General features: G+C 66.9%; 15 protein-coding genes. 12 read left to right on the plus strand and 3 right to left on the minus strand.

The genetic code is table 11. The features are described from left to right. Positions 1 to 198: 198 nt before the first annotated feature. The 5 genes from dnaJ (at position 199) to NKH51_RS05330 (ending at position 4,008) form a co-directional block, all read left to right on the plus strand. Positions 199 to 1,368 (plus strand): molecular chaperone DnaJ, encoded by a 1,170-nt coding sequence (dnaJ, locus tag NKH51_RS05310; RefSeq protein ID WP_254765119.1) that lies wholly within the window; start codon positions 199 to 201, stop codon positions 1,366 to 1,368. A 171-nt stretch (positions 1,369 to 1,539) separates the two neighbouring features. Then, positions 1,540 to 2,133, plus strand: a complete 594-nt coding sequence (locus NKH51_RS05315) for a DJ-1/PfpI family protein (RefSeq protein ID WP_254764207.1) — start codon at positions 1,540 to 1,542, stop codon at positions 2,131 to 2,133. Between the two features lie 110 nt (positions 2,134 to 2,243). Further along, positions 2,244 to 2,990 carry a hypothetical protein gene (locus NKH51_RS05320; RefSeq protein WP_254764208.1) on the plus strand — a complete coding sequence of 249 codons (747 nt, stop codon included), beginning with the start codon at positions 2,244 to 2,246 and terminating at the stop codon, positions 2,988 to 2,990. Positions 2,991 to 3,145: 155 nt separating this feature from the next. Then, positions 3,146 to 3,649: a YciE/YciF ferroxidase family protein gene (locus tag NKH51_RS05325; protein ID WP_254765120.1), complete on the plus strand. Its 504-nt coding sequence runs from the start codon at positions 3,146 to 3,148 to the stop codon at positions 3,647 to 3,649. Beyond that, a complete protein-coding gene (locus tag NKH51_RS05330; RefSeq protein ID WP_340674298.1) occupies positions 3,625 to 4,008 on the plus strand; it encodes a MoaD/ThiS family protein in 384 nt (127 codons plus the stop codon). The genes NKH51_RS05325 and NKH51_RS05330 overlap by 25 nt, the downstream gene beginning before the upstream one ends. Before the next feature lie 5 nt (positions 4,009 to 4,013). Here the strand turns inward: NKH51_RS05330 and NKH51_RS05335 are convergent, their stop codons facing one another. After that, complete coding sequence (locus tag NKH51_RS05335; RefSeq protein WP_254764209.1) at positions 4,014 to 5,693, minus strand: aldehyde ferredoxin oxidoreductase C-terminal domain-containing protein; 1,680 nt, start codon at positions 5,691 to 5,693, stop codon at positions 4,014 to 4,016. Between the two features lie 109 nt (positions 5,694 to 5,802). On the opposite strand from NKH51_RS05335, the gene NKH51_RS05340 reads away from it, so the two are divergent. The 4 genes from NKH51_RS05340 to NKH51_RS05355 all read left to right on the plus strand — a co-directional run bounded on the left by NKH51_RS05340 (position 5,803) and on the right by NKH51_RS05355 (position 8,839). Continuing rightward, positions 5,803 to 6,453, plus strand: a complete 651-nt coding sequence (locus NKH51_RS05340; RefSeq protein WP_254764210.1) for an HAD family hydrolase — start codon at positions 5,803 to 5,805, stop codon at positions 6,451 to 6,453. Between the two features lie 53 nt (positions 6,454 to 6,506). After that, on the plus strand, positions 6,507 to 7,433 hold the full coding sequence (locus NKH51_RS05345; RefSeq protein ID WP_254764211.1) for a DUF7983 family protein: 927 nt from the start codon (positions 6,507 to 6,509) through the stop codon (positions 7,431 to 7,433). A gap of 88 nt (positions 7,434 to 7,521) precedes the next feature. Further along, positions 7,522 to 7,740: a hypothetical protein gene (locus NKH51_RS05350; RefSeq protein WP_254764212.1), complete on the plus strand. Its 219-nt coding sequence runs from the start codon at positions 7,522 to 7,524 to the stop codon at positions 7,738 to 7,740. Positions 7,741 to 7,882: 142 nt separating this feature from the next. Further along, the gene (locus NKH51_RS05355) at positions 7,883 to 8,839 is read left to right on the plus strand and encodes a M48 family metallopeptidase (RefSeq protein ID WP_254764213.1); all 957 of its coding nucleotides are present in this window, start codon (positions 7,883 to 7,885) and stop codon (positions 8,837 to 8,839) included. Between the two features lie 39 nt (positions 8,840 to 8,878). On the opposite strand, the gene NKH51_RS05360 is transcribed toward NKH51_RS05355, so the two are convergent. Continuing rightward, complete coding sequence (locus NKH51_RS05360; protein WP_254764214.1) at positions 8,879 to 9,601, minus strand: DICT sensory domain-containing protein; 723 nt, start codon at positions 9,599 to 9,601, stop codon at positions 8,879 to 8,881. Between the two features lie 590 nt (positions 9,602 to 10,191). Here NKH51_RS05360 and NKH51_RS05365 point away from each other — a divergent pair. Next, the gene (locus tag NKH51_RS05365) at positions 10,192 to 10,776 is read left to right on the plus strand and encodes a GNAT family N-acetyltransferase (protein ID WP_254764215.1); all 585 of its coding nucleotides are present in this window, start codon (positions 10,192 to 10,194) and stop codon (positions 10,774 to 10,776) included. Positions 10,777 to 10,799: 23 nt separating this feature from the next. Here the strand turns inward: NKH51_RS05365 and NKH51_RS05370 are convergent, their stop codons facing one another. Next, a complete protein-coding gene (locus NKH51_RS05370) occupies positions 10,800 to 11,045 on the minus strand; it encodes a DUF8142 family protein (protein ID WP_254764216.1) in 246 nt (81 codons plus the stop codon). A 56-nt stretch (positions 11,046 to 11,101) separates the two neighbouring features. Between NKH51_RS05370 and NKH51_RS05375 the strand changes: the two genes are divergently transcribed. Both NKH51_RS05375 and NKH51_RS05380 read left to right on the plus strand, forming a co-directional pair. Beyond that, a complete protein-coding gene (locus NKH51_RS05375) occupies positions 11,102 to 11,449 on the plus strand; it encodes a DUF7967 family protein (RefSeq protein WP_254764217.1) in 348 nt (115 codons plus the stop codon). Positions 11,450 to 11,527: 78 nt separating this feature from the next. Beyond that, positions 11,528 to 13,210 carry an acyl-CoA mutase large subunit family protein gene (locus tag NKH51_RS05380; RefSeq protein WP_254764218.1) on the plus strand — a complete coding sequence of 561 codons (1,683 nt, stop codon included), beginning with the start codon at positions 11,528 to 11,530 and terminating at the stop codon, positions 13,208 to 13,210. Positions 13,211 to 13,236 lie beyond the last annotated feature (26 nt).

The following is a 13,236-nucleotide window of genomic DNA, read 5'->3' on the forward strand; positions in this document are numbered from 1 at the left end:
AAGTGAGCGAGCGGCCTTTTTCATCGAAGTTTTTGCGCCGAGTGGTGAGCGAGCAGTGCGCGGTTCGGAGCGAACGGAGTGAGCGAGAACCGCGTCAGTGCGAACGGCGAAGCCGTGAGGAAAGCGAGCGAACCCGAGGCGGAAAAAGTTCGGAACGTTCATTTCAAGTGGCTCAACCGACTATCGGTGAGACAACGAATGAGCGAGGACTTCTACGACGTTCTCGGCGTGAGCCCCGACGCGTCTACCGAGGAGATCAAACAGGCGTATCGGACGAAGGCCACGGAGTACCACCCGGATGTCAGCGACGACCCCGACGCCGAGGAGAAGTTCAAGAAGATCCAGAAGGCAAAGCAGGTCCTGACCGACGAGGAGAAGCGGGAAGCCTACGACCAGATGGGTCACGACCGCTACGAGCAAGCCGAGAAGCACGGCTTCGACGCCGGCGAGGCGGGCGGTGCCGGCGGCATGGGCGGCGGCCCGTTCGGCGGTATGGGCGGTGGCGGCATGGGCGGCGGTGGCGGCCTCGGCGATCTCTTCGAGCAGGTCTTCGGCGGCGGTGGCGGGGGCCGCGGCCGCCGTCGGCCACGAAAAGGCCGAGACATGCGGACCGAACTCGAGATCGATCTCGAGGAGGCCTACGAGGGGGCGGAAAAGCAGTTCACGCTCGATCGTCCCGAGGAGTGCGACGTCTGCGAGGGCGCGGGCCATCCGCCCGAGGCCGACGCCGAGACCTGTCCGCAGTGTCAGGGCCGCGGGCAGGTGACGCAGGTTCAGCAGACGCCGCTGGGTCGGGTCCAGCAGACGACAACCTGTCCCCGCTGCGAGGGTGAGGGGACGCTCTATTCCGAGACCTGCGACGACTGTCGCGGCGAAGGCTACGTCCGCGACGAGGTGACGCTCACAGTCGAGGTCCCGGCCGGTATCCAGGGCGGCCAGACGCTGCGGATGGAAGGCGAGGGTGCGCCCAGCCCGGAGGGCGGCCCCCACGGCGACCTGCTGATCGACGTGACCGTCCGCGAGCACGACGACTTCGAGCGCGAGGGCGACGACCTGCACTACCGGCTCCCGGTGTCGTTCCCGCAGGCGACCTTCGGCGATACCGTCGAAGTCCCGACCCTCGACGGCGCCGCCGAGTTCGAGATCCCCGACGGCACCCAGAGCGGCGAAACCTTCCGTCTCGAGGGCAAGGGAATGCCTCGGCTTCGCGGGCGCGGCTACGGCGACCTCTACGTACAGGTGCAGGTCGTTACGCCCGAGAGTCTGAACGAGGACCAGCGCGAAGCGCTCGAGGCCTTCGCAGAGGCCGGCGGCGACGAGATCGAAGTGAAAGACGGCTTCTTCGAGAAGATCAAACGCGCGTTCTAGGCGGTCCGGCGCAGTCCTCGCCTCACGTCGGTTGTGAGACCGCGAGCGGCGGTTCTCAGCGATGACCGTTCCCACGAGCACGTCTCGTCTCCGTGCGATCAGCGTGACTGTCACGGTACCGTGTGACACAGGTTATGGCCGGCGCTGTCGAACGGTCGGACGGGACCACCCATGTCAGCAAAGCAGATCCTGCTCCTCGCGGGCGACTACGTCGAGGACTACGAGGTAATGGTACCGTTCCAGGCGCTCCAGATGGTCGGCCACGAGGTCCACGCCGTCTGTCCCGAGAAGGAAGCCGGCGACACCTGTCCGACGGCCGTCCACGACTTCGAGGGCGACCAGACCTACACGGAGAAGCCGGGCCACCAGTTCGAGGTGAACCACGACTTCGACGCCGTCGATCCGGCCGACTACGACGCGCTCGTCGTCCCCGGCGGCCGCGCGCCCGAGTACCTCCGAACCTACGACGAGGTCCTCGAGGTTACCCGCCACTTCTTCGAGGAGGACAAACCCGTCGCGGCGCTGTGTCACGGCGTCCAGATCCTCGCGGCCGCGGACGTACTCGAGGGCCGGACCTGCACCGGCTACCCGGCGCTCGAGGCCGACGTGACGATCGCGGGCGGCGAGTGGGAAGACGGCGTCACGCGCGATGGCAACCTCGTGACCGGACAGGCGTGGCCGGACCACCCCGAGTGGCTCAGTTCGTTTCTAGATGTCCTCGGGACTGATGTCGACCACGCGGAGCCGGCGGCCGCCGACGACTGAGAGCCGAAATCCGTCTATACCGCCCCGAAACCCGCCGTATGGCGGGCGAGGAAGATCGGGCCGCAGCCGCGAGTCGGCGCGCTTTTTCCGGCCCGGCCCCACACTCCGGTATGAACGCTGGGACGGTCGACGACCTGCTCACCCGGGAACTTCGCGACGAACGGATCGGGCTCGTCGACGCGACGGGCCGGGAGTACGACTACCACTGGCTGTGTACCACGTCCTGGAAGGCCGGCAACTTCCTGCGCCACGCGGGCGTCCGCGAGGGCGTCACCGTCGGCGTCGTCGGCGACGGTCCGCTGGCCCTGCTCGCCTTCCTCGGGACGACGCTGCTCGAGGGGACGACCCGCTTCGACCCGCCGACGGACCTCGCCGACGACGACGAGTTTCGAGCCCTCGTCGCGCCCGTCGACGCGCTCGAGGGCTACGACCTGCCCCGTGGCGCACAGCGCGTCGGCTACGGCGACAAGCCCGACGCGCCGGAGGTCCACCACTTCGACGCTGGGTTGTGGAGCGAGAACCCTTCGTTCCCGCCGCTGGCGATCGATCCCGAGACCGCAATTCTGACCGACGGCGAGCGGACGGTGAGCCACGGAGCTGTCCTCGAGGCCGCGCGCGGCGTCGTCGAAGAAACGGGGCTCGAGGCGGACGACCGCGTCGTCGTCCGCGCGCCGCTGTCGGATCCGCGGACCGTCGTTGCGGGTGTAATCGCGCCCCTGCTGGCGCGGGGCGTGACCGTGCTGTCGGGCGACGAGGACGCGACCGAGGGCGACCGCGGGACCCACGCCGTCTCGAGCGCGGCCGCCGAGTCGGTGCCCGAGCCGAACCGCATCGATCTCGACGCGGTCTCGCTCTGAAATCGGCGGCTTCGTTCGCTCGAGTCGAGGTAACGGTGACGGGATAGTCGAGCTACCGCAGCAACCGCCCTCGAGCGGTGGCAGGTGGTTCGACTTGCACCTGCGTGTTCGGGGGAGTAGACTAAGCGGCTGGTCGATGGGTCCCGCATATGGCGATGCACGACCTCCGCGAGCTGTTCGTCCATCGGCTCGCCCAGCAATACTACGTCGAGCGGGAACTCGTCGAGACGCTCGACGAACTGGCCCGGCGGACGACCAACGACCGAATGAGCCAGCGCTTCGCCGAGCACCGCGACGAGACGCGGACGCAGATCCAGCGCCTCGAGGACATCTTCGCGGCGCTCGACCGACCGCCGGAAGCCCGCGACGCCTCGGTCCTCGACGGCCTCGAGGAGGACCGCCGTGAGCTCGAGGCCGAGATCGAGGACGCCGACCTGCTCAACATGGTCTATCTCGACGCCGGAATGAGGATCGAACGGATCGAGATGACCGCCTACGAGGGGCTGGTGACGATCGCGGACCAGCTCGGGCTCGATCCGGAGATCGAGGCGCGACTCGAGGAAAACTACGAGGAAGAACGGTCCGCGTTCCGGGACCTCGAGACGCTGGCGGCCGCGTCGGAGCTGAAGTCGCTGTGGGATCGGCTGACGCCGTCGTGACCGGCATCGGGCTGTGGTCTCCATTCGGAATCGATCCGACCGTCGGCTACAAGAGACAGCACGACAAAGATCGCGCCGTGCAACTCGAGTGCGTCTTCTTCGGACCGTTTCGCGACGCCGTCGGCGAGAAGACCGTCCGCCACGAGACGGATGCCGAGACCGTCGGCGAGTTGCTGACCGAACTCGAGGCCACGTATCCGGCGCTCGAGGGACGGTTGCTGGCCGACGACGGCGACGGGCTCGCGGCTGAGACTGTCGTCACGAAGGACACGAAACACGTCACGCATCTGGAGGGCCTCGAGACGAGCGTGTCGGTGGAGAACGTGATTCGGCTCGTGCCCTCCGTATACGGCGGCTAGAAACCCTAATCGTCGGCGGACCGCGCCGGCGGTGCGACGGGTTCGATCTCGGTCTCGGGAACGGTTCCGTCGTCGTTCAGGCCCCGCGCCGCGTAGTACTCTGCGATCGCCTCCTCGAGGTCGGGGATTTCGTACGGGAGACCGTCCTCGTCTCGGTCGAGACCCCGCTGATTGTTGAAGTGGCGCTCGAGGCGTACCGTCTTCGCGCCGACCTCGAGCAAGTCATCGTGGTCGGCGTCGAACAGCGTCTCGAGGCGCTCGTCGGTCACGTAGTCGCTGCCGAACGCACAGACGACTCCCGTATCGCGGAACGCGGCCGAATTCTCTTCGCGGACGAGGGTCTCGGCCTTGCCGAGCGTGCCCTCGGGGTCGAGTTCGCCGCTGTACTCGAGGGAGAGCATCCCGGCGTACATGTGGTCCGCGCCGCGGTTCGCGACGGCGTAGGAGAGCCCCTGTCCGTGGAGGACGCGCCCGTCGTGGGCGGCGAACTCCATTCCCTTGACGGTGTAGTTATCGACGCCGAGGTCGTCGTGGACGCGGTCGACGCCTTCGGCGAGCGTCTCGCCGATCCCCTCGCGGTAGGCGATCTTCTCGGTCACCTCCTGGGCGAGTTCCGCATTGCCGAACTCGTCCTCGCTCGCGAGGTAGGCCGCGACGGTGACGCCCGCCGAGATCGTGTCCATCCCCAGCGAGTCGCAGAGTTCGTTGGCGCGCATCACGTCGACGATGTCGCCGACGCCCTGGCTCGAGCCGAAAGCGTAGACGGTCTCGAACTCGGGCCCTTCGGTTTCGACGCCGCTCTCTTCGTCCCGCGTCGGCAGCTTGCAGGCGTACGCGCAAGCCGAGCACGCGCCCTTCTTGTACTTCTTGTCCTCGACGGCGTCGCCGCCGATGTCCGCCGCGTGTTCGAACCCGTACTCTCGGAAGTACCGGGTCGGCAGCGAGAAGTTGTCGTTGATGAACTCGGTGCCGCCGGTCGTCCCCTGTCGGCGCATTCGGTCGTCGGACTGGGCAGCCTCGCGGTGGATCTCCATCTCGGGCGGGTTCGGAATCTCGACGGGCGGGGCCGCGTCCCCCTCGAAGGTGACGCACTTGACGTTCTTCGAGCCGAGGACGGCCCCGAGCCCGCCACGGCCGAACGCCCGCGAGTCGAAGGTCATCACCGAGGCGAACCGGACCCGGTTCTCGCCCGCCGGGCCGATGGCGATACAGTTGTCGGGACCGAGCCCGTGCTGGTCGTCCATGTAGTCGGACACTTCCGGGACGGTCGCCCCCTCGAGTTCCGGTACCGCCTCGAACTCGACGCCGTCGTCCGTGACGTGGACGGCCAGCAACTCGTCGCTCGCGCCGACGACCTCGAGGACGCTGATCCCCGTCCCGACGAAGTTCCGCGAGAGGTAGCCGCCGGCGTTCGTCGAGACCAGCCCGTCGGTCAGCGGCGACAGCCCGGTCATGTTCATCCGACCGGTAAAGGACATCTGCGACTGTTGTAGCGGCCCGGTCGAGAGGTACGCCCGGTTTTCCGGCCCGAACGGCTCCGCGTCGAACGGGATGCGGTCGTGTGCTAGCGCCGTCGCCGCGGCTCGCCCGCCGACGTACTCCTCGAGTACGTCGTCGATGGTCGTCTCGGTTGCGTCTCGATCGCCGACGTCGACGGTGAGCAGAGGTCCCTCCGCGTGAAGCATTGGTATACAATACCTATCGAAGGAACTTAGCTGTGGTTCCCACCACGCGGTTATTCTGCGCTGCAGAAACTAGACAGAATTATTATTCTTCGCTCCCGACGGACGGATGATGCACTACGACGCGGTCCTGTTCGACTTCGATGGGGTCGTGGTCGAAACCCCCTCGTCCCAGCGGCTCGCCGACGCGATCGCTCGAACCTACGAAACCCTCGCGCGCTCGGAGCCGACGGCGGAGACGCTCCAGGCGTTCCTGCGCGGCGACTTCGACTCGATCGCGAAGCGGTGTCGAAGCCTCGAAGTCGAGGCCGACGTGCTCTGTGCGAAAGCCGCCCGAGAGATGGTCCGGGCCCAACTCGAGGAGGTCGAGTGCGGGCTGCGCTCGGCCTACGACGACGTGGCTGCCGTTGGCTCGCTCGAGGTCCCGCTCGGGATCGTCAGCGACAACCACCCGACCGTCGTCTCCACGCTGCTCGATCGCTTCGGGCTCCGCTCGCTGTTCGAGACCGTCTACGGCTGTCCGCTGACGCCCGACGGACTGGCCCGGCGCAAGCCCGATCCGACGAACATCGAAACCGCGATGGACGCCCTCGCGGCCGAGGATGCGCTGTACGTCGGCGACAGGGCCGTCGACGTGCGAGCGGCCGACAACGCGAGCATCGACTCGGCGCTGCTCGCCCGCGACGAAGACACGGGGCCGGCCGATGTCGACCCGACCTACCGGCTCGAGTCGCTGTCGGAGCTTCCCCCGCTCCTCGCGTAGCCGACAGAGCAATTCGGGGAGCGGTTTTTTGCTCCGCTCGGTGTAGCGCGCGTATGGAACCCGTCGACACCTGGACCACGCTCCGGAGACGGTGTGATTCACTCGAGCCGGGCTCGGAACTGGTCACGCCGGTCTCCGATCGGCCGTTTGGCATCGCGCGGACCGCGGACGATCGGATCGTCGTCCGCTTCGGCGACAGCGGCGAGCGCCGGCCGCTCTGGCGCGAGCAGTTCGTCGTCTTTCTCGAGCAACTCGACGAGGGAGCGGTCCCGATCGACGAACTCCCGCCGGGCGTCGAGCCCTACGCTGCCGTCGTCACGCTCACGGACGAGTACGCGGCCGACGACGACGCGATCCGCCACGATCCCGACACGGTCGCCGGCGAGAGCCCGTTTCTCGTCTCCGCGGCCGAGGCCCGCTCGATGCCCGAGCGGGTCCACGACGACGCCCTCCTGCTCGCCGAGCAACTCGAGCGCGTCGACGCTGACGACCCCTCGTCGCTCGATACCGCGGACGCGACCGATCTCTACGTCCTCGCGTCGGACGTGCAACACGGCGCGAACCGCATGCGGGGCTCGGTTCGCGACACGCTGCTCGAGCGCCTCGGCCCGGACCAGCGGCTTCACGGCCGATACGGCACCGTCCGGCGGACGACACGCAAACGCCGGCAGCCAGGAGACGAGGAGACTGTCTTCGCCGTCCTCGACGAGCGCGGCATCCCCCGCGAGTGGGTCACCGGGATCGACCGGGACAAACTGGACGTGGTCCTCGCGGTGACCGACCTCGAGGAAGACGAGGTCTACGACGTGAGCAAGGACGTCTACGTCCAGAAGACCAGCACCGACGAGGACGAGAAGTACTCCCGGCTCGAGGGGATCGCTGACCGGATCGACGAACTCGAGGGGGCCGAAGGCGAGGCTCTGCGCGACGAACTGAACGACATCGAGGACCGGCTCGAAGAGGCTTTGTCGGCGGACTGAACCCCACGAAGGGACAGAGCCGCGAACACGGACGCACCCTTTCCGTTGAAGCCCCGTCCGTAATGGGGCTCTGTGACGATGTCCCGATATGGTGTCCGTCGATCGCACGTGGGTCGCGCTGGGAGTCGTCGTCGCCGTAACGTACGTCGTGAGCCTCGCGTTCTGGGGACTCTGGGCGACACAGGGTGCCGCGTTCGCGGCGGCTGCCGTCGGCGTCGCCCTCGGATCGCTGCTGTGGCTCGCCGAGCAGGCCGCCTCGAGGATGGACTGGTCAGATAACACGCCACAGGACTCGTCACCGGACTGAAACCCGTCTGCTTGCCGACGATACTCGTATTCGCGTGCCCGCCCCTCATCGGTGGTTCGGCCCCGAGGAGCGTCGCTCGCCACGCCCCGTGGCGTCTTCGATACCCGTTTCAGTCGGCCGTCCCTAGCCGAAATCGAGTACGATGTCCGTTCGTCGTCACGGAACCCGCCTCCTGATGGCGGTGGTCGGCTGCCTCCTCCTGGTATGGTATCTCGGGCTGGCCGCCGTCAGCTACTGGGCCCTCTCGGTTCTCCGGCGTTCTGCGCCCGATCCGGGAACCGCACTGGTGGTGATCGTCGTCATCGCCCTCCTCGCCGGCGTCCTGAGCTACCGGTTCGGGACGAAACAGTTGCTCGCGAGCCTCGAGGCGGTCGAACTGCCGCGGTCGCACGCGCCCCGATTCTATCGCCGGCTCGACGCCCTCGAGACGCGGATGGGCGTCGACTCGCCGACGGTCCTGATCGCGCGGCTGCCCGCGCCCAACGCCTTCGCGCTGGGTAGCGCGCGAAACGGCGTGATCGTCCTCGATCGCTCGCTGTTCCGGTTGCTGTCGCTCGACGAACTCGAGGCGCTGGTCGCGCACGAACTCGCTCATCTGGAGCGCCACGATGCGTTCGTCCAGACGCTCGCCTACAGCGGCTTTCGGACGGTCGCCGGGCTCGTCTTTCTGGTGCTCGCGCCGCTGCTGCTGTCGGTCGCCGGGGCCGCTCGAGCGCTCGCCTGGATGCGCGGAACGCCGTCCTCGTGGTCGCGGACCGCGTTCGGCCGCCTCCTGACTCTGATCGAGAGCGGGGTGGCCGTCGCTTTTCTGCTCGTGACGCTGGTCGTCCGCGCCCACTCGCGTCGCCGGGAGTACGCCGCTGACGACCGCGCCGCCGCCGTCTCCGAGAAACCGATCGCGCTCGCCCGCGCGCTCCGGACGATCGAACGCACCGCGGAGCCGTCCCGCGGGTTGCTGGCCACGCTCTACGTCCACACCGAAGACGAGGACCCGCTCTCCCGGTTGCTCGCGACGCATCCCGCGACGGACGAGCGGATCGACCGGCTGGTACGCCGGGCGCGTGACTCCGGCGGGCAGCGTCGGCCTCCGATGCGGTGATCGGTCGCCGCAGACCCGCGCTCGAGGCGACGGCGCTCCTCAGCCGAGGTGGGCCATTCGGTCGATAACGTCGTCGACGACGTCGGGACGTTCGGTCCAGAACCCGTAGAACTGGTTCGGGCCTCGCTCCTGGGCCAGCAACACGACCTTTTCGTCGTCGTCGCCATCGCCGTCGTAGGCGACCCACCAGTGGCGGGCGACCTCCTCGTCGTCGCTCTCGTGGACCGTCAGCTCCAGCGACGGCAACGGCTCCCGGTCGGGTTCGCCGTAGACGTGGGTGTCGACCGACGACGACGCGAGGTTCCGATAGACCTCCGGCTGGTGGTCGAGTTTCGACAGCTGCTGGAACCCCGCGTGCAACTCCCCCGAACCGGTGTTCCAGGCCCGAAACTCGACGATACGGGAGGCCATGACCATTCGCTGCTTGTCGTAGGATTCGAAGAAGTTGTCCCGGAGTTCGGTCACCACGGCGGGCGGTTCGGCCCGCAGGCCGAGCGCCATCGACTTCTCCCAGGCCCGTGCATAGTGACCCACTACCTCGAGCGGGCTCGAGGCGAGTCGTCGCCCCTCCGCGAGCAGATCGACGATATCGGCCGGTCGGCCGGCCGCGTCGACGACTTCGACCGCGAGGTCGTGCGGTTCGAAAAACGACGTGATGCGATCGACTTCGGTGCCGTTGGACGCGTTACAGATGCGGAGGGTCTTCCGATTCGTTTCGATTCGCTCGACGTGGTTCCCCAGCGATTCGGTGGCGAGTTTCATCGTTCGTGATGTCTCTGCCGGTGGGTTCGGTACTGGGGCTACGTTGTTAGGGTCCCGTGCTCGGGTATCGCAGGCCCGTCCAGCCGCAGCCGACGCAGACGACCGAGTCGCCGTCGGCGACCGTGGTCCCCGAACAGACTGGACAGGTGGCGTGCGAACCGCCGTCGGCGACGAGTCGCCCGGACGATCGATCGGGCTGGGCAGACCCGGGAACGGACGGATGGCAACTCGTACAGACGCGCCGCGTTCGACGATGGGTCATGCTCTCGGTCCGAATCCGGTGTTCGAAGAGCCGCGCTACGTCGTCGCCGCACGTTTCGCATTCCGCCATGGTATGTCATCCATTGACGCGACACTACAAAAGGTTATCGAGTGTAGTTAGAATGCACAAAATAGTGGTCAATCACTCTCTAATGTGGCCAATTAATTCCTTCCTTTGTGAAAGCGGAGTTATAAGTGGTGGAATAGGAATCAGTCCGGTGGCCCCCTACCACGTGCACCGGTTCGGGAAAAGCGGCGACTCGAGGACACTGCATCGAGTTACTGGCAACGCACAAACGCTTTTGGCTGCACGGGCCCTACGTCCGACTATGTACGTGCGGGACGCGAAAAACAGGGAGGAGGTCTGGTTGCTGGACCACATCGAATCGATGGGTCTCGACGAGACGGCGTTCCGCTCGCGTGACTACGTCGTCGCAGTCGACGAAGAGTCGGGCGAGAAGGCCGGCTTCGGCCGTATCCGCGTCCACAAGCCCGGCGGCGCGGCGGACGTCTGCGAACTGACCAGCATCGGCGTCCTCGAGGGCTGGCGCGGCCAGGGCGTCGGGGCCCACGTCGTCGAGCGGCTCGTGGAGTACGCCGGCGACGAGGGGTTCGACACCGTCTACACGCTGACCGGCGAGGGCGCGTATCTCGCGCGGTTCGGCTTCCAGCAGATCGGGGAGGCCGATCTGCCCGATGTCCTCCAGGACCGACTCGAGGCCAAGCGCGATGGCTCCGACCCGGACGCGGTACCGTTGTCGATCGACGTCGCCGAGTTCGGGATGCCGGAGCGGTTCCGCAAGGCGTTCAAGCGCGCTCCCGAGGGCCGCGACGAGGCCGACACGGAAGAGTCCGCAGAGGATTTCGGAATCGATCCCGAATCGGCGACGTACAAGTACGATACCGGCCGATGACGCCGCGGACGGCACCCCTTCGGTCACCGGGTTCGGCCCGGACCCGCCGGGCGGTCGTGGAAGCCGTGGCGAAACGCGGTCCAGCCGATGCCGGAGAGAAACAGCATCGGCGGCAGAACGGCGAACGCCCACAGCGGGTCCAGCCCCCAGCGCAACAGGAAGAACAGATTCAGCAGTCCGAGCGCGAGCAGCGGCGCGACGTAGCGGGTGGCCCGCCTGCGGTCTCCCGCCTCTCCGCTCTCGCTCGGCACCGACGGCTCCGTGGCCATACACGGACCGTCGACGGCTCGAGACATAAGCGACCGTGTCGAGCGAACCGATAGTCATGAACGCAGATAAATCCGACTCGACAGCCGACGGCACCGACTCGACGACGGACTCGCAGACCAGCGGCGACGAGGACGACGGAATCCCCGTCTGGCTCGTCGAGCGAACCTACTCCGACGACGAACTGAACCTCATCATCCTCGTCTACGCCACCGAGGACGGTCAGCGATACCACCGCCGCGAGCGGGCGCTGACGAGTTTTTCGGGCCCCGCTCGGACCACTCGCGCCGGCCTGATCGTCTCCCCCGATCAGGTCGGGACCGTCGACGACCCGGAAACGCGGGCGCGCTACGCCGACGAAGCCTCCCGGATGGCCGCCAGTCACGACCGCGACGACAGCGTCTAGCGGACTGTGGCTCCCGCGAGCGCGGACTGTCGCCGCGTTCAACAAGGTTCAAGCCCCGCCCCGTCCACGCTTTCTATAATGTTCGATCCCGACGATCTCGAGGAGATTCGTGCCAGCAAGGAGGAGTGGCACGAGGAGGAAGTCGAACCAGTCCTCGAGCGCTTCGGCGAGCGCAAGGAAACGTTTACGACCGATACGGGCGGCCAGGAGGTCGATCGACTCTACACGCCCGACGACGTGGGCGACATCGACTATCAGGAGGATTTGGGTAATCCGGGCGAACCGCCGTACACGCGCGGGGTGTACTCGACGGGGTATCGCGGCCGGCTGTGGACGATGCGCCAGTACGCCGGGTTCTCGACGCCGGAGGACACCAACGAGCGCTACCACTACCTGCTCGATCAGGGCCAGACGGGGCTCTCGATGGCGTTCGACCTGCCGACGCAGATGGGCTACGACTCCGACGCTGCGATGGCAGCAGGCGAGATCGGGAAGGCCGGCGTCGCGATCGACTCCCTCGATGACATGGAGACCGTCTTCGACGGCATTCCGCTAGACGAGGTCTCGACCTCGATGACGATCAACGCGCCGGCATCGGTGCTGCTGGCGATGTACATCGCGGTGGGCGACCAGCAGGGCGTCGACCGCGAGGAGCTACGCGGGACGATCCAGAACGACCTCCTCAAGGAGTACATCGCCCGCAACACGTACATCTACCCGCCGGAGCCGTCGATGCGGATCATCACCGATATCTTCGAGTTCTGTGCCGAGGAGACGCCGAAGTTCAACACCATCTCGATCTCGGGCTATCACATCCGCGAGGCCGGCTCGACGGCCGCACAGGAACTCGCGTTCACGCTCGGGAACGGTATCGAGTACGTCGAGACGGCCATCGACGCTGGCCTCGACGTCGACGAGTTCGCGCCACAGCTTTCGTTCTTCTTCAACGGCCACAACAACATCTTCGAGGAGGTCGCCAAGTTCCGCGCGGCCCGTCGGATGTGGCACGACATCATCGACGAGCGCTTCGACCCGGACGACCCCAAGTCGAAACAGCTCAAATTCCACACCCAGACCGCCGGCTCGATGCTGACCGCCCAGCAGATCGAAAACAACGTCGTTCGCGTCGCCTATCAGGCGCTGGCGGCCGTCCTCGGCGGCACGCAGTCACTGCACACGAACGGCAAGGACGAGGCGCTGGCCCTGCCGACCGAGGAATCGGTCCGCACCGCCTTGCGCACCCAGCAGGTCCTCGCCCACGAGTCCGGGGCGGCCGACACCATCGACCCGCTGGCCGGCAGCTACTACGTCGAATCCCTCACCGACCAGGTCGAGGAGGAGGCCTACGAGATCTTAGACGAAGTCGAAGACCGCGGCGGGATGTTAGAGGCCGTCGAGCAGCAGTGGGTCCAGCGCCAGATTCAGGACACCGCGTTCGACCGCCAGAAGGAGATCGAGGAGAAAGAGCGCATCATCGTCGGCGTCAACGAGTTCGAGGTCGACGAGGACCCCGAGATGGACGTTCAGGAGATCACCGAGGAGGACCAGCAGCGCCAGATCGACAGTCTCGAGGAGACGCGCGACGAGCGCGACGCCGAGGCCGTCGACGCCGCTCTCGAGGCGCTGCGCGACGCCGCCCAGAGCGACCAGAACCTGATGCCATACATCATCGACGCGGTCAAAGCCTACGCGACGGTCGGCGAGATCTGTAACGTCATGCGCGACGAGTTCGGCGAGTACCAGCCCGGCAGCGCGGTCTGATCGGCCAGCACCGCTCGAGTGCCTTC

Source organism: Natrinema marinum, assembly GCF_024296685.1.
In the GTDB taxonomy this organism is placed as follows: domain Archaea; phylum Halobacteriota; class Halobacteria; order Halobacteriales; family Natrialbaceae; genus Natrinema; species Natrinema marinum.